At 57.9% G+C, this 24,412-nt stretch carries 23 protein-coding genes and 1 pseudogene; 11 read left to right on the forward strand and 13 right to left on the reverse strand.

Features of this window, described 5'->3' with window-relative positions; translation table 11 throughout:
• Nucleotides 1-77: 77 nt before the first annotated feature.
• Nucleotides 78-842 (reverse strand): transporter substrate-binding domain-containing protein, encoded by a 765-nt coding sequence (locus tag ACP7BO_RS19145; protein WP_426212126.1) that lies wholly within the window; start codon nucleotides 840-842, stop codon nucleotides 78-80.
• Nucleotides 843-982: 140 nt separating this feature from the next.
• On the opposite strand from ACP7BO_RS19145, the gene ACP7BO_RS19150 reads away from it, so the two are divergent.
• Nucleotides 983-1,420, forward strand: coding sequence for a DUF4399 domain-containing protein (locus tag ACP7BO_RS19150; protein ID WP_003437624.1), 438 nt, complete (start codon nucleotides 983-985; stop codon nucleotides 1,418-1,420).
• 61 nt (nucleotides 1,421-1,481) lie between these two features.
• Here the strand turns inward: ACP7BO_RS19150 and serA are convergent, their stop codons facing one another.
• Complete coding sequence (serA, locus tag ACP7BO_RS19155) at nucleotides 1,482-2,711, reverse strand: phosphoglycerate dehydrogenase (RefSeq protein WP_060696484.1); 1,230 nt, start codon at nucleotides 2,709-2,711, stop codon at nucleotides 1,482-1,484.
• 206 nt (nucleotides 2,712-2,917) lie between these two features.
• Between serA and ACP7BO_RS19160 the strand changes: the two genes are divergently transcribed.
• From ACP7BO_RS19160 to ACP7BO_RS19190, 7 genes are all read left to right on the forward strand, one after another.
• Entirely contained in the window at nucleotides 2,918-4,312 is a 1,395-nt protein-coding gene (locus ACP7BO_RS19160; protein ID WP_397455408.1) for an FAD-binding oxidoreductase, read from the forward strand.
• A gap of 108 nt (nucleotides 4,313-4,420) precedes the next feature.
• Nucleotides 4,421-5,086, forward strand: a complete 666-nt coding sequence (locus tag ACP7BO_RS19165) for a fumarylacetoacetate hydrolase family protein (protein ID WP_426212129.1) — start codon at nucleotides 4,421-4,423, stop codon at nucleotides 5,084-5,086.
• 130 nt (nucleotides 5,087-5,216) lie between these two features.
• A complete protein-coding gene (locus ACP7BO_RS19170; RefSeq protein WP_060696481.1) occupies nucleotides 5,217-6,257 on the forward strand; it encodes a DUF5924 family protein in 1,041 nt (346 codons plus the stop codon).
• 73 nt (nucleotides 6,258-6,330) lie between these two features.
• Nucleotides 6,331-7,461, forward strand: a complete 1,131-nt coding sequence (locus tag ACP7BO_RS19175) for an ABC transporter permease (RefSeq protein WP_426212132.1) — start codon at nucleotides 6,331-6,333, stop codon at nucleotides 7,459-7,461.
• 8 nt (nucleotides 7,462-7,469) lie between these two features.
• The gene (locus ACP7BO_RS19180; protein WP_060696479.1) at nucleotides 7,470-8,261 is read left to right on the forward strand and encodes an ABC transporter ATP-binding protein; all 792 of its coding nucleotides are present in this window, start codon (nucleotides 7,470-7,472) and stop codon (nucleotides 8,259-8,261) included.
• A gap of 1 nt (nucleotide 8,262) precedes the next feature.
• On the forward strand, nucleotides 8,263-9,201 hold the full coding sequence (locus ACP7BO_RS19185) for an MlaD family protein (protein ID WP_060696478.1): 939 nt from the start codon (nucleotides 8,263-8,265) through the stop codon (nucleotides 9,199-9,201).
• Complete coding sequence (locus tag ACP7BO_RS19190; RefSeq protein WP_397455404.1) at nucleotides 9,198-9,824, forward strand: ABC-type transport auxiliary lipoprotein family protein; 627 nt, start codon at nucleotides 9,198-9,200, stop codon at nucleotides 9,822-9,824. The genes ACP7BO_RS19185 and ACP7BO_RS19190 overlap by 4 nt, the downstream gene beginning before the upstream one ends.
• A 72-nt stretch (nucleotides 9,825-9,896) precedes the next feature.
• Here ACP7BO_RS19190 and ACP7BO_RS19195 read toward each other — a convergent pair whose 3' ends face one another.
• The 5 genes from ACP7BO_RS19195 to ACP7BO_RS19215 form a co-directional block, all read right to left on the reverse strand.
• The gene (locus tag ACP7BO_RS19195) at nucleotides 9,897-11,126 is read right to left on the reverse strand and encodes a nucleoside recognition domain-containing protein (RefSeq protein ID WP_060696476.1); all 1,230 of its coding nucleotides are present in this window, start codon (nucleotides 11,124-11,126) and stop codon (nucleotides 9,897-9,899) included.
• A gap of 105 nt (nucleotides 11,127-11,231) precedes the next feature.
• Nucleotides 11,232-12,551 (reverse strand): glutamate/aspartate:proton symporter GltP, encoded by a 1,320-nt coding sequence (gltP, locus tag ACP7BO_RS19200; protein WP_060696475.1) that lies wholly within the window; start codon nucleotides 12,549-12,551, stop codon nucleotides 11,232-11,234.
• Nucleotides 12,552-13,124: 573 nt separating this feature from the next.
• Nucleotides 13,125-13,589, reverse strand: coding sequence for an inhibitor of vertebrate lysozyme family protein (locus ACP7BO_RS19205; RefSeq protein ID WP_426212136.1), 465 nt, complete (start codon nucleotides 13,587-13,589; stop codon nucleotides 13,125-13,127).
• 2 nt (nucleotides 13,590-13,591) lie between these two features.
• Nucleotides 13,592-13,756, reverse strand: a complete 165-nt coding sequence (locus ACP7BO_RS19210; protein ID WP_003437658.1) for a DUF1328 domain-containing protein — start codon at nucleotides 13,754-13,756, stop codon at nucleotides 13,592-13,594.
• A gap of 83 nt (nucleotides 13,757-13,839) precedes the next feature.
• On the reverse strand, nucleotides 13,840-14,142 hold the full coding sequence (locus ACP7BO_RS19215; RefSeq protein ID WP_397455402.1) for a hypothetical protein: 303 nt from the start codon (nucleotides 14,140-14,142) through the stop codon (nucleotides 13,840-13,842).
• A gap of 427 nt (nucleotides 14,143-14,569) precedes the next feature.
• On the opposite strand from ACP7BO_RS19215, the gene algB reads away from it, so the two are divergent.
• Complete coding sequence (gene algB / locus ACP7BO_RS19220) at nucleotides 14,570-15,916, forward strand: sigma-54-dependent response regulator transcription factor AlgB (RefSeq protein ID WP_397455401.1); 1,347 nt, start codon at nucleotides 14,570-14,572, stop codon at nucleotides 15,914-15,916.
• Nucleotides 15,917-15,926: 10 nt separating this feature from the next.
• Nucleotides 15,927-17,717: an ATP-binding protein gene (locus ACP7BO_RS19225; RefSeq protein WP_426212141.1), complete on the forward strand. Its 1,791-nt coding sequence runs from the start codon at nucleotides 15,927-15,929 to the stop codon at nucleotides 17,715-17,717.
• A 14-nt stretch (nucleotides 17,718-17,731) separates the two neighbouring features.
• On the opposite strand, the gene ACP7BO_RS19230 is transcribed toward ACP7BO_RS19225, so the two are convergent.
• The 6 genes and pseudogenes from ACP7BO_RS19230 to ACP7BO_RS19255 form a co-directional block, all read right to left on the reverse strand.
• Complete coding sequence (locus tag ACP7BO_RS19230; RefSeq protein ID WP_397455399.1) at nucleotides 17,732-18,514, reverse strand: N-acetylmuramoyl-L-alanine amidase; 783 nt, start codon at nucleotides 18,512-18,514, stop codon at nucleotides 17,732-17,734.
• Between the two features lie 121 nt (nucleotides 18,515-18,635).
• On the reverse strand, nucleotides 18,636-20,669 hold the full coding sequence (locus ACP7BO_RS19235) for a GGDEF domain-containing protein (protein ID WP_426212143.1): 2,034 nt from the start codon (nucleotides 20,667-20,669) through the stop codon (nucleotides 18,636-18,638).
• Nucleotides 20,666-21,499 carry an endonuclease/exonuclease/phosphatase family protein gene (locus ACP7BO_RS19240; protein WP_418054955.1) on the reverse strand — a complete coding sequence of 278 codons (834 nt, stop codon included), beginning with the start codon at nucleotides 21,497-21,499 and terminating at the stop codon, nucleotides 20,666-20,668. Before ACP7BO_RS19240 ends, ACP7BO_RS19235 begins: the two co-directional genes overlap by 4 nt.
• A 47-nt stretch (nucleotides 21,500-21,546) precedes the next feature.
• Nucleotides 21,547-22,197 (reverse strand): thiol:disulfide interchange protein DsbA/DsbL, encoded by a 651-nt coding sequence (locus ACP7BO_RS19245; RefSeq protein ID WP_073509906.1) that lies wholly within the window; start codon nucleotides 22,195-22,197, stop codon nucleotides 21,547-21,549.
• Between the two features lie 190 nt (nucleotides 22,198-22,387).
• Entirely contained in the window at nucleotides 22,388-23,008 is a 621-nt protein-coding gene (locus ACP7BO_RS19250; RefSeq protein WP_060696466.1) for a c-type cytochrome, read from the reverse strand.
• Nucleotides 23,009-23,041: 33 nt separating this feature from the next.
• Nucleotides 23,042-23,340: pseudogene (locus tag ACP7BO_RS19255) on the reverse strand (c-type cytochrome).
• 190 nt (nucleotides 23,341-23,530) lie between these two features.
• Between ACP7BO_RS19255 and yihA the strand changes: the two are divergent.
• Entirely contained in the window at nucleotides 23,531-24,181 is a 651-nt protein-coding gene (gene yihA / locus ACP7BO_RS19260; RefSeq protein WP_060696465.1) for a ribosome biogenesis GTP-binding protein YihA/YsxC, read from the forward strand.
• The last annotated feature ends 231 nt before the right edge of the window (nucleotides 24,182-24,412 follow it).

Below are 24,412 nucleotides of genomic sequence, written 5' to 3' on the forward strand. Positions count from 1 at the left end.
GGAGCCAGCTTGCTGGCGACCGGATCGACACCGAGTCGCCTGCATTGCTGCAAGCCGGTTCCTACAAGTTTGTGGCCTTATGGCTTGGTGGCATCCAGGCCAAACCACTTCTGCGACAAGGCCGCCAGGCGGCCATCCGCCTTGATTCGCTGCAACGCCTTGTCCAGGCTGGTCTGGAACGCAGGGTTGCCCTTCTGAAAGGGAATTGCCAACGCAACCACCGGCCCCAGGGTTGCACCTTCCTTGACCGCTAACTGGCTGTCGCGAATCGCAAACGGGGTCAGTAAACGGTCGCTGACCGCCGCATCCAGCTGTTTATCCGCCAACGCTACCAATGACTGATGGGCATCGGGGTAGCTGTGCACTTCGCCTGCCTGACCGGTTCGCACCTGCTCGACAAACTGACTGCCCTGAGCTACGCCTAAGAGCTGGCCCTTGAGTGTGTCCAGGGTGTTGAGCGGGCGCTGCTCTTCCTGGCGGACGATCAGCTGAGCGCCGGTATAGCTGTAAGGCTCGCTGAAATCGAACCGATCCTGCAGTTGCGGGGTCAAAGCGATGTGATTGATTGCTACATCGTATTTTCCGCTTTCAACACCAGGCAGCAGGTCATTGCTGTCGGTGATGAGAATCGAGGGGTGAACGTCCAGCTCCTGGGCCAGTAACTCGCCCAGCTCCACGTCGAAACCGGTCAAACGGCCGTCCTGCTTGAAGCTGAAAGGTGGCAGGTCGGCTTCGAGGGCGATGCGCAGTTCGCCGCGGTCATTCACATCATCAATCAGTTCAGCTTGGGCAAAAGGACACGCCAATGGCAGTAAAAGCATCAGGCCCGGCAGAAAACGCATGGTCACTCCTTTGAATTTGATGCAAGCGATTCGCAATTGGCGTCCGCTTTGCTTTATGTTGGTCAATTGCGGCGTTGGACAACAGATCCGCTCAAAGTTGTCCTTAGCCTGAGCATTTTGTAAAAAACCGGAGAAAATAAATGAAAGCTCTACTGTCTCGTGTTGCGTTGGCTTCTGTATTGATGGGCGCTTCGGTTATGGCCACGGCTGCCGGCATGCCGACGACCCCGGCGCCTAAAGACGCCGAAGTGTTCATCGTGTCTCCCGCTGACGGCGCCACTGTGGATAAAACCTTTACCGTGAAGTTCGGCGCCAAAAACGTCGCCATTGCACCCGCTGGCGACCAGACTGCAAACACTGGCCACCACCATCTGCTGATCGATGTCGACAAACTGCCTGCCGCCGCCATGCCAATCCCGGCAGACGCCAACCACGTGCATTTCGGCAAGGGTCAGGTTGAAACCGAAGTGACGCTGACCCCTGGCAAGCACACTTTGCAGCTGGAGCTGGGTGACAAGAACCACGTGCCGTTTGAGCCTGCCGTCGTTTCGAAAAAAATCACCGTCAATGTGAAGTAAGTTTTTTTACCGCGCATAAAAAAGGGAGACCCGAGGGTCTCCCTTTTTATTGACCCGCGTCTTAGAACAGTACGCGGCAACGGATGGTGCCGTTGATGGTTTGCAGCTTCTCTTGCGCCAGGTCCGAGGACTCGGCGTCGACGTCGATCACTACATAGCCAACTTTCTCGTTGGTTTGCAGGAACTGGCCGGAGATGTTGATACCGTTTTCGGCGAAGACCTTGTTGATCTCGCTCATCACACCCGGGATGTTCTGGTGGATGTGCAGCAAACGGTGCTTGCCAGGGTGAGCCGGCAGGGCAACTTCCGGGAAGTTCACGGACGATACCGAAGTACCGTTATCGCTGTACTTGACCAGCTTCTCTGCCACTTCCAGACCGATGTTGGCTTGCGCTTCAGCGGTGGAACCGCCGATGTGCGGGGTCAGGATCACGTTGTCCAGGCCACGCAGCGGGCTTTCGAACACGTCGTCGTTGGAGCGCGGCTCAACCGGGAACACGTCGATAGCGGCGCCGATCAGGTGCTTGTCCTTGATCGCGTCAGCCAGTGCATCCAGCTCAACCACGGTGCCACGTGCGGCGTTGATCAGAATCCCGCCCTTTTTGATCGCGCGGATTTCTTTCTCACCGATCATCCACTGGGTAGCAGCGGTTTCCGGAACGTGCAGCGTCACGATGTCGGACATGCCCAACAAGTCGTGCAGGTTGCCGACCTGAGTCGCATTGCCCAACGGCAGTTTGGTCACGGTGTCATAGAAGAACACCTGCATGCCCAAGCCTTCAGCCAGTACCGACAGCTGAGTGCCGATCGAACCGTAACCCACGATACCCAGTTTCTTGCCCCGGATTTCGAAGGAGTTGGCCGCACTTTTGATCCAGCCACCACGGTGGCAGGAAGCGTTCTTCTCAGGGATGCCACGCAGCAACAGGATCGCTTCAGCCAGCACCAACTCGGCCACCGAACGGGTGTTGGAGTACGGCGCGTTGAAAACAGCGATACCGCGTTCGCGAGCAGCGTTGAGATCGACCTGGTTGGTGCCGATGCAGAAACAACCAACAGCGACCAGTTTCTTGGCGCAGTCGAACACTTCTTCGGTCAGCTGGGTACGAGAACGGATGCCGATAAAGTGGGCATCAGCGATCTTTTCCTTCAGCTGGGCTTCAGGCAAGGAACTGGTGATGTACTCGATGCTGGTGTAACCGGCAGACTTGAGTACTTCAACAGCGGATTGGTGGACGCCTTCCAAAAGAAGGAACTTGATCTTGCTCTTATCGAGAGAAGTCTTGCTCATCTGCGTAAACCTGTGTCCCAGAGAAAAAATGGCAGGGAATGGACAGCGAGAGCTGACCTGGCCGGCGTGTAGACCGGCACCGAGAATCGTCCTACAGCTCGATTCTACGGGGGGGCCGTATGCTAGCATAAGCGCCCCGCTAAACACCCATACCTGCGACGTGAAGCGTTCTCAGGATGACCATGAATTGTTCGAGAGTTCTGTTGATGACCCATCCAGCCTTGATTGATGAGCTAAAGAACCTGGTAGAGCCTGGCAAGGTCTTGACCGACGCCGACTCCCTCAACGCTTTCGGCAAGGACTGGACCAAGCACTTCGCCCCGGCCCCGCTGGCCATTGTGTTTCCCAAGAGCACCGAGCAGGTGCAGGCCATCGTGCTGTGGGCCAATGAGCGCAAGGTTGCACTGGTACCGTCGGGCGGTCGTACGGGTCTGTCGGCAGCAGCCGTGGCGGCGAATGGCGAAGTGGTCGTGTCGTTCGACTACATGAACCAGGTGCTGGACATCAACCTGACCGACCGTACCGTGGTCTGTCAGCCGGGCGTGGTCACCGAACATCTACAGAATCTGGCCGAAGAAAACGGGCTGTACTACCCGGTGGATTTTGCCTCGGCAGGCTCAAGCCAGATTGGCGGCAATATCGGCACCAATGCCGGCGGGATCAAGGTTATTCGCTACGGCATGACCCGCAACTGGGTCGCGGGGATGAAAGTCGTGACCGGCAAGGGCGACGTGCTCGAGCTCAACAAGGACCTGATCAAAAACGCCACCGGCTACGACATGCGCCAGCTGTTCATCGGCGCGGAAGGCACTCTGGGTTTTGTGGTTGAAGCCACCATGCGTCTGGACCGTGCGCCGAAAAACCTGACCGCGATGGTGTTGGGCACGGCCGATTTCGACTCGATCATGCCTGTGCTGCACGCCTTCCAGAGCAAGCTGGATCTGACGGCCTTCGAGTTCTTCTCCGACAAGGCGCTGACCAAGGTCATGGGCCGTGGTGATGTGCCTTCGCCATTCGAGACCGACTGCCCGTTCTATGCCTTGCTGGAATTTGAAGCAACCACCGAAGAGGTGGCCAATGCCGCGCTGGAAACCTTCGAACACTGCATGGAACAAGGCTGGGTGCTGGACGGCGTGATGAGCCAGAGCGAGACCCAACTGCAAAACCTGTGGAAACTTCGCGAATACATCTCCGAAACCATTTCCCACTGGACGCCGTACAAAAACGACATTTCGGTCACCGTATCGAAAGTACCGGCCTTCTTGAAAGAAATTGACGCCATTGTCGGCGAACACTACCCGGACTTCGAAATTGTCTGGTTCGGCCACATTGGTGACGGCAACCTGCACCTGAACATCCTCAAGCCCGAAAACCTGAGCAAGGACGAGTTCTTTGCCAAGTGTGCAACGGTGAACAAGTGGGTATTTGAAACCGTCGAGAAGTACAACGGCTCGATCTCTGCCGAACATGGCGTGGGCATGACCAAGCGTGACTACCTGACCTACAGCCGCTCGCCGGTTGAAATCGAATACATGAAAGCGCTCAAGGCCGTGTTCGACCCGAACGGCATCATGAACCCGGGCAAGATTTTTGCGATTTAAATAACCCTGCATCCCTGCAGGAGCGAGCTTGTTCGCGATCTTTACGGCTCGCGAGCAAGCTCGCTCCTACAGGGCTGGTTTCACCCTTAAATCCCAGCGGAGCGGTCCATGAGCTATCAGCACCAGTATGTCGACGGTACCCGGATTCACTTTCCAATCGGCAAAGTGGTGTGCATCGGGCGTAACTACGCCGAGCACGCCAAAGAGCTGGATAACCCGATCCCGACCGAGCCCCTGCTGTTTATCAAGCCAGGCAGTTGTGTTGTGGCTCTGGACGGCGGTTTTGCGATTCCGACCGAGCGCGGCTCAGTGCATTACGAAGCCGAAATTTCGGTTCTGATCGGCAAGCCCCTGTCGAACAACCCGAGCCGGGAAGAAGTGCTGGATGCCATCTCCGGCTTCGCTCCGGGGCTGGACCTGACCCTGCGCGACAAGCAGGCCGAACTCAAAGCCAAGGGCCTTCCGTGGGAAATCGCCAAATCATTCGACGGCGCCTGCGTGCTGGCACCGTTCGTGCCGAGCTGCACCTTCGCTGATCTGGCCGACATCGGCATTCGCCTGACCATCAATGACGAAGTACGCCAGGACGGCAACAGCGCCATGATGCTCAACCCGATCGTGCCGATGATCCAGCACATGGCGGCATGCTTCTCGCTGCAAGCCGGCGACGTGATCATGACCGGGACCCCGGCAGGCGTTGGCCCGCTGAATGTCGGCGATCAACTGGTACTGGAACTGACTGACGTAAGCCGCTTCGAAAGCAGCGTACGTTAAACCGGTGCGGGAGCCCGGCTTGCCGGTTCCCGCAGGTTTCGGGCGCCAAGGGTGCAAACATCCCGGACGCCATGCTCTCTGAAACGCTATTCTGTCGAGGATTTTTCCTATACAGAATGTGAACCGCCGAATGCCGAACTGGAACCACTACGTACAGCGCATCCTCGAGTTGATGAAGCGTTATCCGGGACTGATCGCGGCATTCGGCTTTTGCTCGGGCGTGGGCAGTTTCATTCTGGTGGACCGCCAGCAAGGCATGGCCCGATGGATCGCCGTGATTCTGCTGGTGAGCTGGGTCTGGCTGATGCTGGAGAACAGTTTCACCCAGCTGTTCAGCCGGGTGTTCAAGCGCGAAATCCCACCGCCGCTGCTGCGTTATGCAACGCAGATGATTCATCAGGAAAGCCTGTTTTTTGTCCTGCCCTTCTTCTTTATTACCACCACCTGGAACAGCGGACAGCTGGTGTTTACCGGCCTGCTCGGGGCCGCGGGGCTAGTGACGATCACCGATCCGCTGTATTACCGATGGCTGGCACCCAGGCGCTGGCTGTTTTTGGCCATGCACACCCTGGCCTTGTTCGCGGCGCTGCTGACCGCCCTGCCGATCATCCTTAACCTGACCACCTCCGAAAGCTACAAACTGGCGCTGGGCACCGCTGTGCTGCTTTCTATCCCCAGCCTGGCGGTGAGCCTGCCGCTGAAAACCTGGCGCGGCTGGCTGGTGCTGCCCTTGATCGTGCTCGCATTGGGAGGCACGGGCTGGTTACTGCGCTCCTGGGTGCCGCCCGCGACCCTGTGGATGACCGAGGTCGCGGTTACCACCCAGTTGCAAGACCGCACGCCGGGCGAAAGCATTGAGGAGATCAGCGTCAGCGAACTGCGCCGCAGCGGTCTGTATGCCTATACATCGATCAATGCTCCCCGTGGCTTGAATGAGCGGATCTACCATGTGTGGCAGCTCAACGGCCAGGAGGTCGACCGCATCGCTCTGGATATTCACGGAGGCCGCCAGGAGGGCTATCGCGCCTGGACCCACAAACAGAATTTCCCGCCCAACCCCGCAGGACGCTGGCAAGTACGGGTTATCACCGAGGATGGACAATTGATTGGCGTGTTGCGCTTTCGGGTTAACCCAGATCAATCACCGGCAAGCGATCTTCAAGCAAACTGAAGCAGTTTTGCAGGACTGTGCTATTAAATAAGGTTCAAGCGTACTTAGCTGGGAGCTTAAGATTATTACGGCCATGGCGGGCAATGCCCAACTAGACACCTCAAGAAATCCGGCGCGGCTGCTTATCAGCGGCGACTGGACGCTGGCCCACTACACCCTGCTCAAACAGCAAACCGAGCAACTTGTCGGGCATTACGACGCTCAAACCGAGGTTGATCTGGACGAAGTTTCCAGCATCGACACTGCCGGAGCGTCGCTGCTGGTGGAGCTATTGGGCGCCGAGCGAGTCGGCCAGTTGACCGACACCGCACAAAAACTGCCCGCCGCTGATCGTGCATTGCTGCAAACGGTCTACTCCTCAATGCGCGACTTCTGTGTGCCGGTCAAAGTCGCCCCGCAGAACACCTGCATCCTGTTGTTGAGCCGCATCGGCGGCGCGGTCTACAAGCTGTGGCAAGACACGCTGCAGTTGCTGGGCTTCATCGGGCTGATCCTGCAAACCCTGGTACGCAACCTGTTTCGGCCAAAACAGTGGCGCATCACTCCCGTCGTGGCGCATATCGAGCAGATTGGCCTCAACGCCGCGCCGATTGTGGTGTTGCTGACCTTCATGGTGGGCGCCGTAGTGGCCTTCCTCGGCGCCACGGTGCTGGCCAACTTTGGTGCCGGGATCTTTACCGTCGACCTGGTGGCATTTTCCTTCTTGCGCGAGTTTGGCGTATTACTCACGGCCATCCTGCTGGCAGGCCGTACAGCCAGTGCCTTTACTGCACAAATCGGCTCGATGAAAGCCAACGAAGAGATCGACGCGATTCGCACCCTGGGCCTGGACCCCATGGACTTGCTGGTGCTGCCACGGGTTTTGGCACTCCTTATCGCCCTGCCGCTGCTGACTTTTTTGGCCATGATGGCCGGCATCCTCGGCGGCGCAGTGGTCTGCGTTGTCTCGCTGGGCATTTCCCCCGACATGTTCATATCACTGTTGCACTCCGATATCGGCGTTCAACACTTTTTGGTGGGCATGGTCAAAGCCCCGTTTTTCGCCTTTCTGATCGCTGCGGTGGGCTGCCTTGAGGGCTTTAAAGTCAGCGGCAGCGCCGAGTCTGTAGGCGAGCACACCACGTCCAGCGTGGTGCAATCGATCTTTATCGTGATCGTCCTCGACGCCGTGGCCGCGTTGTTCTTTATGGAGATGGGCTGGTGAGTGCTCCCATGCATACGCCCGGCGAGGCGGTAATCGAAGTGCGCGGTTTGTGTAACCGTTTTGGCAGCCAGACCGTGCACGAGAATCTCGACCTGGATGTGTACAAGGGCGAAATTCTCGGCGTTGTCGGCGGCTCCGGTACCGGCAAATCAGTACTGCTTCGCAGTATTGTCGGGCTGCGGCGACCAACCGAAGGCCAGGTGCGGGTGTTTGGCCAGGACCTGTTAAGCCTGCCGGAAGAGGCGCGGTCGAAAGTTGAACGGCGTTTTGGCGTGTTGTTTCAGGGCGGCGCGCTGTTTTCTTCACTGACCGTGACCGAAAACATCGCCCTGCCCCTGATCGAGCACGCTGGGCTAAGCCGTCCTGACGCAGAGCATCTGGCGTGTGTGAAGCTGGCACTGGCCGGGCTGCCCCTGTCAGCCGCCGACAAATACCCGTCCATGCTGTCAGGCGGGATGGTCAAGCGCGCGGCGCTGGCCCGGGCGCTGGCGCTGGATCCGGACATCCTGTTTCTGGATGAGCCCACCGCCGGGCTGGACCCGATTGGCGCCGCGGCGTTCGACCAGTTGATCCTGACCCTGCGTGACGCCATGGGCTTGAGTGTATTTCTCGTTACCCACGACCTGGACACGCTCTACACCATCACTGACCGGGTTGCGGTGCTGTCGCAAAAACGGGTGCTGGTAGCCGCACCTATCAAACAGGTCGAAGACTACGACGACCCGTGGATTCATGAATATTTCCATGGCCCCCGTGGCCGCGCTGCGTACGAAGCGGCAACCAAGTTCAAGGAGCAATAACATGGAAACCCGTGCCCATCATGTATTGATCGGCTTGTTTAGTGTGCTGGTCATTGTCGGGGCCATGCTGTTTGGCCTGTGGCTGGCCAAGGCCAGCATGGACAGCACCTTCAAGGATTACGAAGTGGTGTTCAACGAGGCGGTCAGCGGCTTGTCCAAAGGCAGCTCGGTGCAATACAACGGGATCAAGGTCGGCGACGTCATAGAGCTGCGCCTGGATGACAAGGACCCGCGCCGCGTACTGGCCCGTATTCGCCTGGCTGCCGGCACCCCGGTCAAGGTCGATACCAAGGCCAAGCTTGCGCTGACGGGCGTGACAGGCACCTCGATCATCCAGCTCAGCGGGGGCGACCCGAACAGTCCACCCCTCAAAGGCGTAGACGGCAAGCTGCCAGTCATAGTGGCCTCGCCCTCCCCGATTGCCCGGTTGCTCACCGATGGCAATGACTTGCTGGCCAATATCAATATCCTGCTGCACAACGCCAACCGCCTGTTCTCCCGCGAGAACGTCAATCGCGTGGGCAAGACCCTGGACAACCTGGAGCAGACCACTACTGCAATTGCCAGCCAGCGCAACGATATCAGTCAGATGATGAAGCAGCTGGCCCAGGTCAGTAAGCAGGCCAGCGGCACTCTGGAGCAAACCACGGCGCTGATGCGCAACGCCAATGGCATGTTGAGCAATCAGGGCCAGCAGATGTTCAGCAGTGCAGAACAGGCCATGAAGTCGCTGGAACAGAGCAGCGCGACCATCAATACCCTGATCAACAACAATGAACAGTCGCTCAACAGCGGCTTGCAAGGGCTCAATCAGCTGGGCCCGGCCGTCAATGAGCTACGCGAAACCCTCGGCACGTTACGCTCGATTTCACGGCGCCTTGAAGCCAACCCAAGCGGTTACTTGCTGGGCCGCGAACAGAACAAGGAATTCACGCCATGATCCGTACTTATCGCCTGGCAGGTTCAATCGTCCTGGCCGCCAGCCTGAGCCTGCTCAGCGCCTGTTCGATTTTGCCCAAGCCCGAGCAGGTCGACGTGTACTGGCTGCCCTATGGGCAAGCGCCCGTTGCCGCCAGCCGCAGCGCACCGGTGAGCTGGTCGTTGCGCCTCGACAAGCCGATGGCCAGTAACGCACTGAACAGCCAGAACATCGCCGTGGTACCTGAGGGCAACCTGATCAGCAATTACAAAGGCGCGCGCTGGAGCGATACGGCGCCGGTGCTGCTGCGTAACCGCTTGCTCGAGGCCTTCCTCCAGGACGGGCGGATTCAGGGGCTGAGCACCGACGACAGCAACCTGCAGGCCGATTACGAACTAGGCGGAGAATTACTGGCGTTCCAGACCCGCTACAACGGCAAAAGCCCTGAAGTGCTGATTCAGTACAACGCCCGGCTGGTGCGCAGTAGCGATCAGCGGGTGGTGGCATCCAGGCGTTTTGAAGCACGCCAGCCGCTGAGCAATCCGATGGTGCCGGGGGTTGTTGCAGGTTTTGGCCAGGCCACTGACACGCTGATGCCACAAGTGGTGCAGTGGGTGATGCAGCAAGGGCAGGCGCAACGCTGAGGCCCTGTATCGCTGGCAAGACAGCTCCCACAACACCTGTAGGAGCTGGCTTGCCAGCAATGGTTTTGCAGATTAACCGAAGAACCAGTAGCACACCGCAATCGCGGCCACTACACCCGAGAACTCGGCCAGCAAAGCGCAGCCCACGGCATGGCGGGCGCGCTGAATACCCACGGCGCCGAAGTACACGGCCAGCACATAAAACGTGGTTTCAGTACTGCCCTGCACCGTCGCGGCCACCAGCGCCGGGAAGCTGTCCACCCCCTGGGTCTGCATGGTTTCGATCAGCAGGGCCCGCGCCGCACTGCCCGAGAACGGCTTGACCATGGCCGTCGGCAACGCATCGACAAAGCGTGTGTCCATGCCCAGCCACTCGACCACATGGCGAATCCCGTCCAGACCGAAATCCAGCGCGCCAGATGCCCGGAGCACCCCTACCGCACAGAGCATCGCCACCAGATACGGCAGCAGGTTCTTGGCGACATCAAAGCCCTCTTTGGCCCCTTCAACGAAGGCCTCGTAGACCTTGACCTTGCGCAACGCGCCAATCACCAGAAACAGCATGATCAACCCGAACAGTGTCAGGTTGCCGAGGATCGAGGACAAACTCGCCAGCGCCGCGGCTGACAGGCTCGCCAGCAACGCCATAAATGCACCCAGGATCAACGCCCCGGGTACCAGGTAAGCCAACACCACCGGGTCCCAGAGTCGCAAGCGCTGCATGAAGGCAACCGAGAGCAGGCCCACCAGCGTCGAGGCGCTGGTCGCCAGCAGGATGGGCAGGAACACCAGCGTAGGGTCCGCGGCGCCCTGCTGAGCGCGATACATGAAGATCGTCACCGGCAGCAGGGTCAAGGAAGAGGCGTTAAGCACCAGAAACAGGATTTGCGCATTGCTCGCACTGGTCGGGCTCGGATTGAGCTCTTGCAGCGCCCGCATGGCCTTGAGGCCAATCGGCGTGGCGGCATTGTCCAGGCCCAGACCGTTGGCCGCGAAGTTCAAGGTGATAAACCCCAGTGCCGGGTGGCCGGGTGGCACTTCGGGCATCAGGCGCTTGAACAGCGGCCCCAGCGCCCTCCCCAGCCAGTCGACGATTCCGGCTTTTTCAGCGATGCGCAAAAAACCCAGCCATAAGGTCAAGGTGCCAAACAACAGAATCATCACTTCGACCGACAGCTTGGCCATGGCAAAGATACTTTCCACTATCGCCGCAAAGATCCCGGCATTGCCGCCCACCAGCCACTGGACAAGCGCCGACACCGCAGCGACGAGGAAAAAACCGAGCCATAGGCCGTTGAGCATCGAGTGAACTCCTGAAAGATACGGCGGATGATAGCGGCCAGACCGCAGAAACAACAAACCCCGGACAAGGCCGGGGTTTGTTTGGGTGCAACTGCTGAAGGGCGTTTATTCGCCTTTTGGCAGGGCTTCCTTGCTGCGCCAATGCGGCAGCGAGTTCCAGTAGCGCTCGCCCTTGGCGTCGTCGTACATGCCTTCCCAGCGCGAAATCACCAGTACCGCCAGGGCGTTACCAATCACGTTCAGGGCGGTACGCGCCATGTCCATCACACGGTCAACACCGGCGATAAAGGCCAGGCCTTCAAGCGGAATACCCACGCTGCCCAAGGTTGCCAGCAGCACTACGAAGGACACGCCCGGTACGCCGGCGATGCCTTTGGAGGTAACCATCAAGGTCAGTACCAACAGCAATTGCTGGCTGATCGACAGGTCGATGCCATACAGCTGCGCGATAAAAATCGCCGCGATACTTTGATACAGGGTCGAACCGTCAAGGTTGAACGAGTAGCCGGTCGGTACCACGAAGCTGCAGATAGCCTTCGGTGCGCCGTAGGCTTCCATCTTCTCGATCACCCGCGGCAGCACGGTTTCAGAGCTGGCGGTGGAGTAAGCCAGAACCAGCTCGTCCTTGAAGATGCGCATCAGCTTGATCACCGAGAAGCCGAACAGCTTGGCGATCAGGCCCAGCACGGCAAAGGCGAAGAACAGGATGGCGGCGTAAACCAGCAATACCAGCTTGGCCAGCGGTACCAGAGACGCAAAACCGAAGTTGGCAACGGTCACGGCGATCAGCGCAAACACACCGATTGGCGCGTAGTTCATGATCATGTGCGTGACTTTGAACATCGACTCGGACACGCCCTGGAAGGTTTTCACCAGCGGGTCACGCAGCTCGGCGTTCAGGCTCGACAGGCCGAGGCCGAAGAGTACCGAGAAGAAGATGATCGGCAGCATCTCACCGCGAGCCATGGCAGCGAAGATGTTCGACGGGATCAGGTTGAGGATGGTCTCAATGAACGCATGCTCGTGGGTCACTTCCGCAGCAGTGGCCTGATACTTGGAAATATCGACCGTGCCCAGCGTGCTCATGTCGATCCCGGCGCCCGGGTGGAACACGTTGGCCAGCACTAGGCCGACCAGAATCGCGATGGTGGTCACCACCTCGAAGTAAAGAATGGTTTTAAGACCGATGCGACCCAGCTTCTTCGCATCACCAACGCCTGCAATCCCGACCACCAGTGAGGAAATCACGATCGGGATCACGATCATCTTGATCAGACGGATAAAGATATCACCGGCAGGTTGCAGAACGTTGCTGATCCACCAGGCCTTTTCAGCACTGAAATGGTTAAGCAGTGCGCCGATTGCAATCCCGAGGACCAGACCAATCAGGATCTGCCAGGCGAGGCTAAGTTTTGCCTTCTTCATGTCATTACCCTTACTTCAAGTGGACTCGGGCAGAAGCTCAGAATAGAGCGCTCAGAGCGCAAATATCAGAAACCTCTACCCCCGTAGAAGGTCGCCCAAATCGAACCGTACAGGCTCTTTAGCAGGCGAAAAAAGGCGCAACTATTCCCATGCCGGAGTAAACCGTCTAATGCCGTAAACGCCTACCCTATGCCGAATCGGCATGGGTTTTGTCCGACAAGACCTCATCAACAAGCACAGGGGAAAGGTAAGAATAGACGACATAAGTGCCGTACACCGGCTGTTACAAGGTCTTTTGCGCCCGGAAAACCCGGCGAAAAATCGTCAAATAATTGAGAGTTATCCGATTGCACGAATCGAAAATACTGAATAAATCATTTTGCTATTAGTCGATATACGGTCGCTGTCTCACATAACCCCGGGCTGCTCAGTACTTTGGAAAATAATGAGACCAGACAGGGTTTTACGAATAAACACCCCTACCGCTCAGACACAAAAAAGCCCAGATAAAACCTGGGCTATTGCGCCTGCAAGAGTGAGTTCCCCCCTACAGAATCAAGAAAGAGACAGAGCTCAGTACCAGCTCGGATCCTTCTTTAATTGCTCTTTGAGCAAGGCCTGCATGCCTGCGTCCGGCTTGCCCAAAAAGCGGTAGTCGGCGTGACGTGTCGGTGATTTGTCAGCAGGCAAACCCGCCGGTACTTCAACCAACATTGCATAAGCGTGTTTCTTGTCGAAACTGACCGCGACAATCAAGCGCTTGGTCGAACACGTATCTGCGGTTTCACATAAAGGACCGACCAGATATTGATCGCCATCTTCGGTGACTGCATTCATCTGCTCGGCAGAGCCAGAAAGATTCATCACCCACTCAGGCAAGCGCTCCTCCTTCTTCACCACCTGTTGCCAGGCCTGGCGATAGTCGGGATCGCTGAGTAGCTGGTTTGCGTGCGACTGGCCATCGTTTGCAGCCAGGGCCATGACGCTGCCGCCCATCAACAGGGCGGCGGCCATTGCCTTAAAGGAACGGCTAATCATGATTAGCCTTTACCACGACGGCCAAAGATGAACGACACCACGAACATCACCAGGAATACGACAAAGAGAATCTTGGCGATACCGGTCGCGGTGCCCGCAATACCCCCAAAGCCCAGCACTGCAGCGATGATGGCGATAATCAGGAAAGTAACTGCCCAACTCAACATGGTGATTCTCCTTATTACTGTGGGAATAGCGTATTGCCAGTGATGTACTTCAACGCCCGCAAGGGCCTCAAGGCTGTGAACACTTAAAACACCCAACGTTCCGGTGCAGGTTGCGAATTGGCTATTTGCGTCTCTTCAGCAGCTGCCAGTTCATAACGGTCAGCGGCGTAGACACTGGAATCCAGCGCATTGGTTTTGATCGTGCTGAAGTGCTGCTGCTGATAAACGACAGCGGGCAAGGACACCGCCTGAGACGGCGTGTCTTGCTGCCATCGAACCCATTGCTGACCACCGATCAGTGTCACCAACAAAGCAAGACTGGCGCACAGGCCTTGCTGCAGGTGCAGTGATGAAATATGAAAGCTGGCGAAACCTTGGCGTTTCATGCTCAAACTCCTGCCACTCGGTGGTCAATGTAGGGAATGCGCAGCCAGTCGTGACTGATGCTGTGCAATTTCGTTACTAGGGATAGTGCAGGCGGCATGCCAGCTTTTTAAAAAAATAAAACCTTTATAAATCAATAAGTTATGACATATGTAAAGACTGCCGGGCGCGCATCCTGCACGATGCCTGCCGAGAAGGTCGTGCGTTCTGCACGATCTGCACAGGTCGATACGGCCCCCTCGAACTAAACGGGGTAAATGAGCAGTCCCCCGTTGCGCAAAAGACAGGTTAAAAATCAGCAAAATCATCGAGTTAGCCAATGCAGGCGTATGGCTTCCCTGCTAGCCTCTTAAACATTCGTGAAAAAATCATGCAACTTGCCCGATTATTCCGACACTAACCCTGAACACACATAAAGGAAGGCAGGAAATGGAGTCAGCCAAAGAACACCAGGGCCGCATTCTGCTGGTCGACGATGAATCTGCCATCCTGCGCACATTCCGCTATTGCCTCGAAGACGAGGGTTACACCGTCGCCACCGCCAACAGCGCGGCCCAGGCCGATGCGCTGTTGCAGCGGCAAGTGTTCGACCTGTGTTTTCTGGACTTGCGCCTGGGTGAAGACAATGGCCTGGATGTACTGGCCCAGATGCGCATTCAGGCCCCGTGGATGCGGGTCGTAATAGTGACTGCTCACTCGGCCGTCGACACCGCCGTGGACGCCATTCAGGCGGGTGCAGCCGACTATCTGGTGAAACCGTGCAGCCCTGACCAGCTGCGACTGGCAACGGCCAAGCAACTGGAGGTACGCCAGTTGTCCGCCCGCCTCGAAGCCCTTGAAGGTGAGATTCGCAAGCCAAAAGACGGGCTCGATTCTCACAGTCCGGCCATGATGGCCGTGCTGGAAACCGCGCGCCAGGTTGCCGGCACCGATGCCAACATCCTGATTCTCGGTGAGTCCGGTACTGGTAAAGGCGAGCTGGCGCAGGCTATTCATGGTTGGAGCAAACGGGCTAAAAAGTCCTGTGTGACCATTAACTGCCCGTCGCTGACCGCCGAATTGATGGAAAGCGAGCTGTTCGGCCACACTCGCGGAGCATTCACCGGCGCCAGTGAAAGCACTCTGGGCCGAGTCAACCAGGCCGATGGCGGGACCTTGTTTCTGGATGAAATCGGCGATTTCCCCCTGACATTGCAACCCAAGCTGCTGCGCTTTATTCAGGACAAGGCCTACGAGCGAGTTGGCGATCCTGTAACCCGCCGCGCCGATGTACGGATTCTGGCGGCCACCAACCTCAATCTTGAAGACATGGTGCGCGAGGGCCGTTTTCGCGAAGACCTGCTGTACCGCCTGAACGTCATCACCCTGCATTTACCGCCGTTGCGCGAACGCAGTGAAGACATTCTGACCCTGGCTGACCGCTTTCTGGCCCGCTTCGTAAAAGAGTACGCCCGTCCGGCCCGGGGTTTCAGCGAAGAAGCCAGGCTGGCGCTGGCCAACTACCGCTGGCCGGGCAACATCCGGGAACTGCGCAACGTGGTAGAACGAGCGAGCATTATTTGCCCGCAGGAAGTCGTTGAAATCAGCCACTTGGGCATGGCCGAGCAAACCACCCCCAACACTCCGCGCATTGGTTCAGCACTGAGTCTCGACCAACTGGAAAAAGCGCACATCGGTGCGGTACTGGCCACCAGCGAAACCCTGGACCAGGCGGCAAAAACCCTGGGTATCGACGCTTCGACACTCTATCGCAAGCGCAAGCAGTACAACTTGTGAGCCGTATACGATGAAACTTGCGATCAAGCTGCGCACCCGGCTGTTTCTAAGCATTTCTGCACTGATTACGGTGGCGCTGCTCGGGCTGCTGCTCGGCGTCGTCAGCGTGATGCAAATGGCTCAAACCCAGGAGGCGCTGATCCGCAACAACTTCATCACCCTCGATCTGGGCCTGAAACTGCGTCAAAGCCTGGGTGACCAGCTGATCCTGATGCTGAGCACCCGGCAAGACCCCAAAGCACTGCAGGCCTCCATCAATGAGTACCAGCATCTGCTCGACGAGGGCATCGAGCATGAACGCAAAAACAATCTGCACAACGGCTTTGTCCAGGCTCGCTCGGACTATGAGAGCTTTCTGAAAGCGCTCAACTCCACGCATGACAACACGCCTGACTTGAGTACTGACAACGAGCTGAGGAACCGCTTCAACCTGTTGCGCAACGGCCTGATTGCCGAGCACCGCCAGGCACTCGACAACATCTATGCCGCCCAGGCCTCCGCCCGTGACCGGGCACTGATCATTGCTTGGTTACTGGGGCTTGTAGGACTTGCGGTATTGACCATCGGTTTTATTACCGCCCACGGCATTGCCCGACGTTTTGGCGCGCCGATCGAGGCGCTGGCCAAAGCCGCCGACAATATAGGTAAAGGCAACTTCGAGGTGGTGCTGCCACTGTCTTCGGCCACTGAGATGAACCTGCTGACCCGGCGTTTCGGGATCATGGCCGAAGCCCTGCGCCAGCATCAGGCGACCAATGTCGACGAACTGCTGGCAGGTCAGCAGCGGCTTCAGGCAGTGCTCGACAGCATTGACGACGGGTTGCTGATGATTGATCAGCAGGGCCGCCTTGAGCATTTGAATCCTGTGGCTCAACGCCAGCTGGGATGGGACGAAAGCCGTCTGAGCCAGCCGCTGGGCGAGGCATTGATGCGCCCCGAACTCGATCAACAATTGCTGACGGTCTTGCGTGGCGGCAGCCTTGAACGTGCCCCGGAAGACTTGAGCATCGATATTGAGGGGGAAAACCGCCTGCTTACCTACAGCCTGACCCCGGTCAGCCAGCCCAAAGGGCCGATTCTGGGCGCGGTGATGGTGCTGCATGACGTCACGGAGCAACGGGCCTTTGAACGGGTTCGCAGCGAGTTTGTGCTACGCGCCTCCCACGAGTTGCGCACCCCGGTCACCGGTATGCATATGGCCTTCGGTTTGTTTCTGGAGCGTGCCAAATTTGACCCGCAGTCCCGTGAAACCGACCTGCTCAACACCGTCAATGAAGAGATGCAGCGCCTGATGCAGCTGATCAATGACCTGCTGAACTTTTCCCGCTATCAAAACGGCATGCAAAAGCTGACGCTGGCCCCGTGCGATCTGCCGGACATGCTGGAAGACGCCCGGGCCCGCTTCGCGGCGCGGGCAGCTGCCAAGGGTGTCGAGTTGCTGGTCGAGTTGCAGTCTCCGCTGCCGAGCTTGAATGCCGACCAGGCCCAGCTCGAACGTGTCCTGGATAATCTGCTGGACAATGCCTTGCGCCACACCGCCAGCGGCGGTCAAATTCGCCTGCAGGCGCGCCGGCATGGCGAGCGGGTGATTATCAGCGTCGAAGACAATGGCGAAGGTATTGCCTACGGCCAGCAAGGAAGGATTTTCGAACCCTTTGTGCAAGTAGGGCGCAAAAAGGGCGGCGCCGGCCTTGGGTTGGCGCTGTGCAAGGAGATCGTGCAATTGCACGGCGGGCGGATCGGCGTCTATTCGCGCCCGGGTCAGGGCACCCAGTTTTATATGGCCTTGCCCCTGTTATAACGCTTGCCTGGTCATTACTGGGTTTGTGTATTCAGTACTTTCAGGATGGCCGCGCTTTCTGCATCGGGGGTGCCATCAAACAGGGCTGGCCGAAAGTGCATCTGGAAGGCCGCCAGTACATGGCGAGTAGCAACGTCCAGCTCTCCGGTCTGCGGTGTCTCGTAGCCCAATAGCGCTAACTGCTGCTGAAACCAGGTAATACTTGGCAGCGCGTTGGCAAACAAAGCCTGCTCGCGGGCTACGGCCTGAGCCTCTGGCCAGACACCGAAGCCTGCATCGGCCAGGCGCTTCCAGGGAAACAGCGGGCCCGGGTCAAGCTTGCGCAGGGGGGCTATGTCGCTGTGACCAATAATGTTGTGTGCATCGATTTTGTAACGCGTCGTGATGTCTTTGAGCAGCGCAATCAACGACTGGACCTGCCCTTCGGTGTAGGGATACCAGACCCGCCCGTTCGGTGTATCACGGTAACCCTTGTTGACGATCTCAATGCCGATGGAGCTGGAGTTAAGCCAGGTGCGGCCTTTCCATTGGCTCTCACCGGCGTGCCAGGCCCGCTGGTTTTCATCCACCAGCTTGTAAATGGTTGGCGGGGTGTCACCAATCAGATAGTGGCTACTGACAGGCCCGCTAGTGAGCAACTGCAGTGAACGCTCCAGCGAGGTCGAGGTGTAATGAAGCACCACGAACTGCACGCGGCTGTCGTGGTTGACCGAAGGATGGCTGGTATCCATGCGAAGGCCGCCGGTACAACCGGCCAGCAGGGCAAGAAACACAATAAGAAGCGCTGAGAATTTCATGGGCGGAGCCAACACAGGAAAATATTAATGCGCCAGCATACCTTACTGGCTGCGGGTGCATCTGAACGCAACCTCTTGCACCTCACCACCGCCTGCAACCCTGTAGCCGCTCGCAGAACCTTCAGGGCTGCGGCTGGAGGTCGGCCTCAATGCAATTTCGCCCGTTATGCTTGGCCCGATACAGGGCGTCATCTGCACGCTTGAGTACATGCTCGCTGCGGTCACCCGGCCTGAATGCCGAGACACCGATTGAAGCGGTGATGGTTACTGGCTCGCCCTTGAAGTGAAACGGACAGCCTGCAATGGCCGCACGCAGTTTTTCGAGCAATGGCGCACCCGTGGCCAGCGTGGCGCCAGGGATCAACAGCACAAACTCCTCACCGCCAAAGCGGGCGATAAAGTCGCCGGGGCGCAGGTGCTTGCATAGCTGAGTGGCAATAATCTTCAGCACTTTATCGCCCGCCAGATGACCATAACCATCATTGATGCGCTTGAAATGATCAAGGTCGAGCATGGCGATCAACAACGGACTTGCTTCTGTTTGCCAGCGTCTGACTTCAAGTCCAAGTCGCTCGCCCCAGGCCGCCCGGTTGGGCAAACCGGTGAGAGGGTCAATCAGGGCTTTCTGGCGCTGCTCTTCAAGGTGCTCGCGATAGCCCTGGGCTTGCTGTTCCATTTGTACAACCCGCTCGGCCAGGCCTTGCAGGTGCGCTGCGACCTCTTGCTCCCGTGCATCGCGCTGCTGCTGGTGTTGGTCAAGCGTACCCAGCAGGCCTTCCAGGCGGTTTTCCAGTATGTGCTTGAGGCTGCGCAGATCGACCGCGTCGTGAACACTGTTTTGCAACCCGTCGACGTGTTCGCGCAATTGACTGTGCAAGTCAGCGGCAGCAGATCGACCTTCGGTGTGCCCCTCGCTCGCCGCCTGAAGGTTGTTCTGGAACAACTCCAACCGCTCGTTGAGCTGCTTGAGATACGCCTCGAACTCATGCTGATCACTGTCAGCGACAGCCAGCATCAGAACGGCAAGATCATCGAGGATGGGCAGCAGTTCGTACCAGTTGAGCCCTTTTTCAAGACGAATGCGCATCGCCTCTGCTTGCGGGCGATGATACTCCGGCAATGAAAGGTCGCTCAGCAACCCAAGCAGGGTGGATTCAATATGCACCGCGACCGAGCTGTAGGATGGCTCGGGACTTTCAGGCAGGGCATAGACCGCAAGGGGCTCTGCCTGGCCAGGCTCGGAAGACTCAGGTGGCCCGGTAAAGTCATCACTTTCAGGGGGTAAGGAATCAACCAGGACTTCGGGCAGGCTGTTTTCTGCATCCACAAGGGCGACAACAGACTCCAGTGCCCCGGCGGACACATGCTCCTGCGACTCTTCAGGCACTGGAACTTCCGGCTCGGGCAGGGGCTGTGCGTGATCCTCCTGAGGGTGCAGCGACGAGGCCTCAGTATCGGCCACTGGCACCGGCACCGATTGCAGCCGCTCCAGCTCGGGCGGGGCACTTTCAGCCAGCGGCAACGAGGGCAGTGGAGGTGCTGCAGGGGGTTTGACGAGCGCAGGCTGTGTCGCTGCCTGTGCCCGGGTGACTTGCGGTGCAGTGACTTCGGGCACTGCCCGGTCTGCCCCCTGAGCACCGAACAATCGCTGCAACAAGCCCGGCTTTGTCGACTCTGACTCAGGGCTTTGGGGCGCCAGAGCAAGCCCTTGCAAATGGCTCAGTTCATCGAGCAACAGCGGGATCTCGCGGGCCTGGCTTGCACGGCTGTCGAGCTGTTTGGCGAATGCCTTCAGCGGCTTGCTGACTTCGCGCGGCAACGGCAGCGCTTGCAGCTGGGTGACCAGGGTATTGAGTGCCGTACTGATTTGCTCAACGCGGGTTTCCCGGCGCTGCTCGGAGTCGAGTACGGCCTTTTCGAGACGCGGCAACAATGCCGCCAACGCGGCGTCCATCTCGTCAGAGCGTAGCGCGTCGCGCATCTCCTTCATGCACTGGTCGACGGTACGATCAGTGCCTTCTGCCGCCAGAGTGCTGCGTACCAGCCCCCGGCGCAGCAAATCGAGCCGGGCATTCCAGCGACGTTCCAGTTTGTCTTGGCGCTCGATGCTTTTTAGGTACTTTTCTTTCCAGCGACTGGCGTCATCAGCACTCATGAAGAGGGGCTGCTCAGCACAGGCAGGGCGTCGACGCCCACCGTCCCCGGCAAGCGGATTTCAACTGCCACCGGCAAATGATCAGAGATGGGCTGATCCAGCACCTGCACACGCTCCAGCGTAAGGCTGGGACTGAGCAAAATATGATCAAGACAACGCTGCGGACGCCAGCTGGGGAAGGTGGCTTCCATTTGCGGCGCCAGCAAACCGAGGTCACGCAGGGGCGAAGTCTGGAGTAGATCAGTGGCATTGGTGTTCATGTCGCCCATCAGCACCTGATGCTGATAACCGCTGACCAGCTCGCGAATATAGGCCAGTTGCATCGTCCGCACCTTAGTCCCCAGCGCCAGGTGCATGACCACCACGACCAGTGCATCAGGACCAGTACCGAAGCGCACTAAAATTGCGCCACGACCCGCAGGGCCGGGCAAGGGATGATCTTCAATCGCCGTAGGGCGCAGCCGGCTGAGCACGCCATTGCTGTGCTGGGCCAGGCGACCCAGATTGCGATTGAGTTGTTGATACCAGTAGGGGAATTCGCCCTGTTGGGCCAGGTATTTGACTTGATTGATGTAGCCGGATCGAAGGCTGCCACCATCAGCTTCCTGCAAAGCGACCAGATCGAAGTCGCTCAACAAGTCGCCTATCTTGTCCAGGTTACCGGCCCGCCCTTTGTGTGGCAGTACATGCTGCCAGCTGCGGGTCAGGTAATGACGGTAGCTCTGGGTACTGTTACCGACCTGGATATTAAAACTGAGCAGTCGCAAACGCCGATCATCCGGCAGCCCGCAGGCAGCCAGATGATCCTCGTTGACCTGCGGTTCGTGCAGGGCAACGGTTCGCTTTGTTTTCCAGCCCCTCACGATAGAGGCGCCGTTTACTTGGCTGCCCGCTCTTTGGCAATCAGCTGATCGGCCACTTGCAAGGCTTGCTCAGGGCCACCGGCAGTGCCGAGGTCGAAGCGGTACTTGCCATCAACCACCATGGTCGGTACGCCGGAGATCTGATAAGCCTTGGCTTTATCCTTGGCGTTCTTGACCGCACCGGCAACGGCGAAGGAGTTGTAGGTGCTCAGGAACTTGTCTTTGTCGACGCCTTGAGCCGCCAGGAACTCAGCCATTTCATCAGGGGTTTTCAGCAGGTTTCCTGACTTGTCGCCCTGGGAAGCCTTGTGAATGGTTTCAAAAACCGCTTTATGGACCTTGTTTTCAACACCCATGGCTTCGAGAGTCAGGAACAATTGGCCGTGAACGTCCCAGATTCCGCCAAACATGGCGGGGATACGCACGAAATTAACGTCGGCTGGAAGTTTTTCAACCCATGGGTTGATGGTTGGCTCAAACGCGTAGCAATGCGGGCAGCCGTACCAGAACAGCTCTACCACTTCGATCTTGCCTGGCACTGCAACCGGAACGGCGCTGCTCAGCTCTACATATTGTTTACCCGCTTCAAGCGGTTCGGCAGCTTGAGCGGTCATGCCAAACAGACTGGCACTGACGAGAGCGGCGCTGAGAATCAGATTACGCATGCTTTACTCCTGGGCAAATAAGGTCGCTTCAACGGACCTGTATTCAGACAGGTCCGTTCTGGCTTGAGTTCGGTAGTGTAGCGGCAGATGCCACGAAAAAGGGCAGCCGAAGCTGCCCTTTAAGGTTCACAGTCAAGGATTAAACGATCGTTAACACGGCCAAAGGCTTGCACCCGGGCGTAATCGACCCTTAGTGCAGACCCTGAATGTAGCTGGCCAGCGCCTTGATATCCTTGTTGCTCAGCTTCGCAGCAATACCGCGCATGATCATCGAGTCACCGTCGTTGGTACGCTCGCCTTCACGGAAGTCGGTCAGTTGTTTCTCGATATAGCTGGCGTGCTGGCCACCCAAATGCGGGAAGCCGGCAGCGGCATTACCCTGGCCGTCAGGCGAGTGGCAACCGGTGCACGCAGGCATGCCTTTTTGCAGGTCGCCACCGCGGAACAGGGCTTCGCCACGGGCAACCAGTGCCGGGTCAGCAGCACCCACCGAGTTTTTCTGGCTGGAGTAGTAAGCCGCGATATCCGCGAGATCCTGATCGTTCAGGTTGGTCAGCAAGCCAGTCATCTCCAGTACCTGGCGCTTGCCGTCCTTGATTTCGTGCAGTTGCTTGAGCAGGTAGCGATCACCTTGCCCGGCCAGCTTCGGGAAATTTGGCGCCATGCTATTGCCGTCCGGACCGTGACAAGCGCCACATACAGCGGTTTTTGCCTGACCTGCAGCAGCATCGCCGACAAGGGCGGTGGCTGCGGCCTGGGCAGTACCGGCGACGCCCAAGGTCAACAGCAGACTCACGAGTAATTTGTTCATCAGCTAATCCAACTACGGCTAAGGGTTAAAGAGTTATGGGCCGGGCTTACTCGTTCATCCACAGGGTGGGTGACCGGTAATCCTCGACACTGCAGTCCATGCACAAACCACGCGGCGGCATCGCCTTGAAACCCTGGGTCACGTGCTGCACCGGCGCTTCCATATCTTGCCCTTGGCCTTCAGGCTTCCCGATCACCGGATGTCGGTGCTGCGGGCAGTTGACCAGCTGGCAGACAATACAAACGCGGTTGTACACGGCTTCCGGATCCTGTGTAGCCTGAGTGCTGTTAAAGTGGCATCAAGATACCGGCAGCTAGCAGCCATTTCGTCATAAAACGACCTTTTCAGGGTTGGGAGCCTGCTGCGTTCTACTGCGCAACCTGGGTTTACCGCTCCCGTATTCTTTATCCTACGCTGGGACAAAGCGCACACAAAATCTGCGGCATTATATACTGGCGCCACTGAAACGGAAACGACACGCTCGCCGCGTCCATTCCTGACGCCGCTCACATCGGAAATCCCATGCAACTCAAGAACCCCATTCTCGGTCTGTGCCAACAGGCCACCTTCATGCTCAGCGCAGCCAAAGTTGATCAATGCCCCGACGACGAAGGCTATGAAGTCGCGTTCGCCGGGCGCTCCAACGCCGGCAAGTCCAGCGCACTCAACACCTTGACCCACGCTAGCCTGGCGCGCACCTCGAAAACCCCAGGACGCACTCAGTTGCTGAACTTCTTCCAGCTGGACGAAGAGCGTCGCCTGGTCGACCTGCCGGGTTATGGTTATGCCAAGGTTCCTATCCCGCTGAAACTGCACTGGCAGCGTCACCTGGAAGCCTATTTCGGCAGCCGCGAAAGCCTCAAGGGTGTGATTTTGATGATGGATATCCGTCATCCAATGACCGATTTCGACCTGTTGATGCTCGACTGGACGGTTTCGAGCGGCATGCCGATGCACATTTTGCTGACCAAAGCCGACAAACTGACGTACGGCGCTGCGAAAAATACCCTGCTCAAAATTCAGGCTGATATCCGCAAGCAATGGGGCGATGCTGTGACCATCCAGCTGTTCTCCACCCCTAAACGCATGGGCCTGGAAGAAGCCTACACCGTGCTGGCACGCTGGATGGAACTACCGAACAAAGGCGAAGAAGCAATCGAGAGCGCCGAATAAGGAATTGCAGGCAAAAAAAACCCCGGACTTCGTATTGGGGGAAGAAGTTCGGGGTTCAAGTACTGGACCGCTAGGGCGCGATCCAGATATCTGCCAACACTTAACACAACATCAGGAGCATTGAAGGGCTTCACCACCCATTCAGTAAATCTGAGTGGTGAATGACTGTTAAGTTCCAGATGGCTAAAAACCATTTGCAATAAACGGGGCTTTGGCTGAGCCAAAAACCCC

Origin of the sequence: Pseudomonas sp. TWR2-1-1 (assembly GCF_049897045.1) — a bacterium.
Lineage (GTDB): Bacteria > Pseudomonadota > Gammaproteobacteria > Pseudomonadales > Pseudomonadaceae > Aquipseudomonas > Aquipseudomonas versuta.

Bases quoted from the DNA above. Each gene is read 5' to 3' on its own strand.
- ACP7BO_RS19145 (WP_426212126.1), bottom strand. From the start codon at position 842: ATGCGTTTTCTGCCGGGCCTGATGCTTTTACTGCCATTGGCGTGTCCT.
- ACP7BO_RS19150 (WP_003437624.1), top strand. From the start codon at position 983: ATGAAAGCTCTACTGTCTCGTGTTGCGTTGGCTTCTGTATTGATGGGC.
- serA (WP_060696484.1), bottom strand. From the start codon at position 2,711: ATGAGCAAGACTTCTCTCGATAAGAGCAAGATCAAGTTCCTTCTTTTG.
- ACP7BO_RS19160 (WP_397455408.1), top strand. From the start codon at position 2,918: ATGACCCATCCAGCCTTGATTGATGAGCTAAAGAACCTGGTAGAGCCT.
- ACP7BO_RS19165 (WP_426212129.1), top strand. From the start codon at position 4,421: ATGAGCTATCAGCACCAGTATGTCGACGGTACCCGGATTCACTTTCCA.
- ACP7BO_RS19170 (WP_060696481.1), top strand. From the start codon at position 5,217: ATGCCGAACTGGAACCACTACGTACAGCGCATCCTCGAGTTGATGAAG.
- ACP7BO_RS19175 (WP_426212132.1), top strand. From the start codon at position 6,331: ATGGCGGGCAATGCCCAACTAGACACCTCAAGAAATCCGGCGCGGCTG.
- ACP7BO_RS19180 (WP_060696479.1), top strand. From the start codon at position 7,470: ATGCATACGCCCGGCGAGGCGGTAATCGAAGTGCGCGGTTTGTGTAAC.
- ACP7BO_RS19185 (WP_060696478.1), top strand. From the start codon at position 8,263: ATGGAAACCCGTGCCCATCATGTATTGATCGGCTTGTTTAGTGTGCTG.
- ACP7BO_RS19190 (WP_397455404.1), top strand. From the start codon at position 9,198: ATGATCCGTACTTATCGCCTGGCAGGTTCAATCGTCCTGGCCGCCAGC.
- ACP7BO_RS19195 (WP_060696476.1), bottom strand. From the start codon at position 11,126: ATGCTCAACGGCCTATGGCTCGGTTTTTTCCTCGTCGCTGCGGTGTCG.
- gltP (WP_060696475.1), bottom strand. From the start codon at position 12,551: ATGAAGAAGGCAAAACTTAGCCTCGCCTGGCAGATCCTGATTGGTCTG.
- ACP7BO_RS19205 (WP_426212136.1), bottom strand. From the start codon at position 13,589: ATGATTAGCCGTTCCTTTAAGGCAATGGCCGCCGCCCTGTTGATGGGC.
- ACP7BO_RS19210 (WP_003437658.1), bottom strand. From the start codon at position 13,756: ATGTTGAGTTGGGCAGTTACTTTCCTGATTATCGCCATCATCGCTGCA.
- ACP7BO_RS19215 (WP_397455402.1), bottom strand. From the start codon at position 14,142: ATGAAACGCCAAGGTTTCGCCAGCTTTCATATTTCATCACTGCACCTG.
- algB (WP_397455401.1), top strand. From the start codon at position 14,570: ATGGAGTCAGCCAAAGAACACCAGGGCCGCATTCTGCTGGTCGACGAT.
- ACP7BO_RS19225 (WP_426212141.1), top strand. From the start codon at position 15,927: ATGAAACTTGCGATCAAGCTGCGCACCCGGCTGTTTCTAAGCATTTCT.
- ACP7BO_RS19230 (WP_397455399.1), bottom strand. From the start codon at position 18,514: ATGAAATTCTCAGCGCTTCTTATTGTGTTTCTTGCCCTGCTGGCCGGT.
- ACP7BO_RS19235 (WP_426212143.1), bottom strand. From the start codon at position 20,669: ATGAGTGCTGATGACGCCAGTCGCTGGAAAGAAAAGTACCTAAAAAGC.
- ACP7BO_RS19245 (WP_073509906.1), bottom strand. From the start codon at position 22,197: ATGCGTAATCTGATTCTCAGCGCCGCTCTCGTCAGTGCCAGTCTGTTT.
- ACP7BO_RS19250 (WP_060696466.1), bottom strand. From the start codon at position 23,008: ATGAACAAATTACTCGTGAGTCTGCTGTTGACCTTGGGCGTCGCCGGT.
- yihA (WP_060696465.1), top strand. From the start codon at position 23,531: ATGCAACTCAAGAACCCCATTCTCGGTCTGTGCCAACAGGCCACCTTC.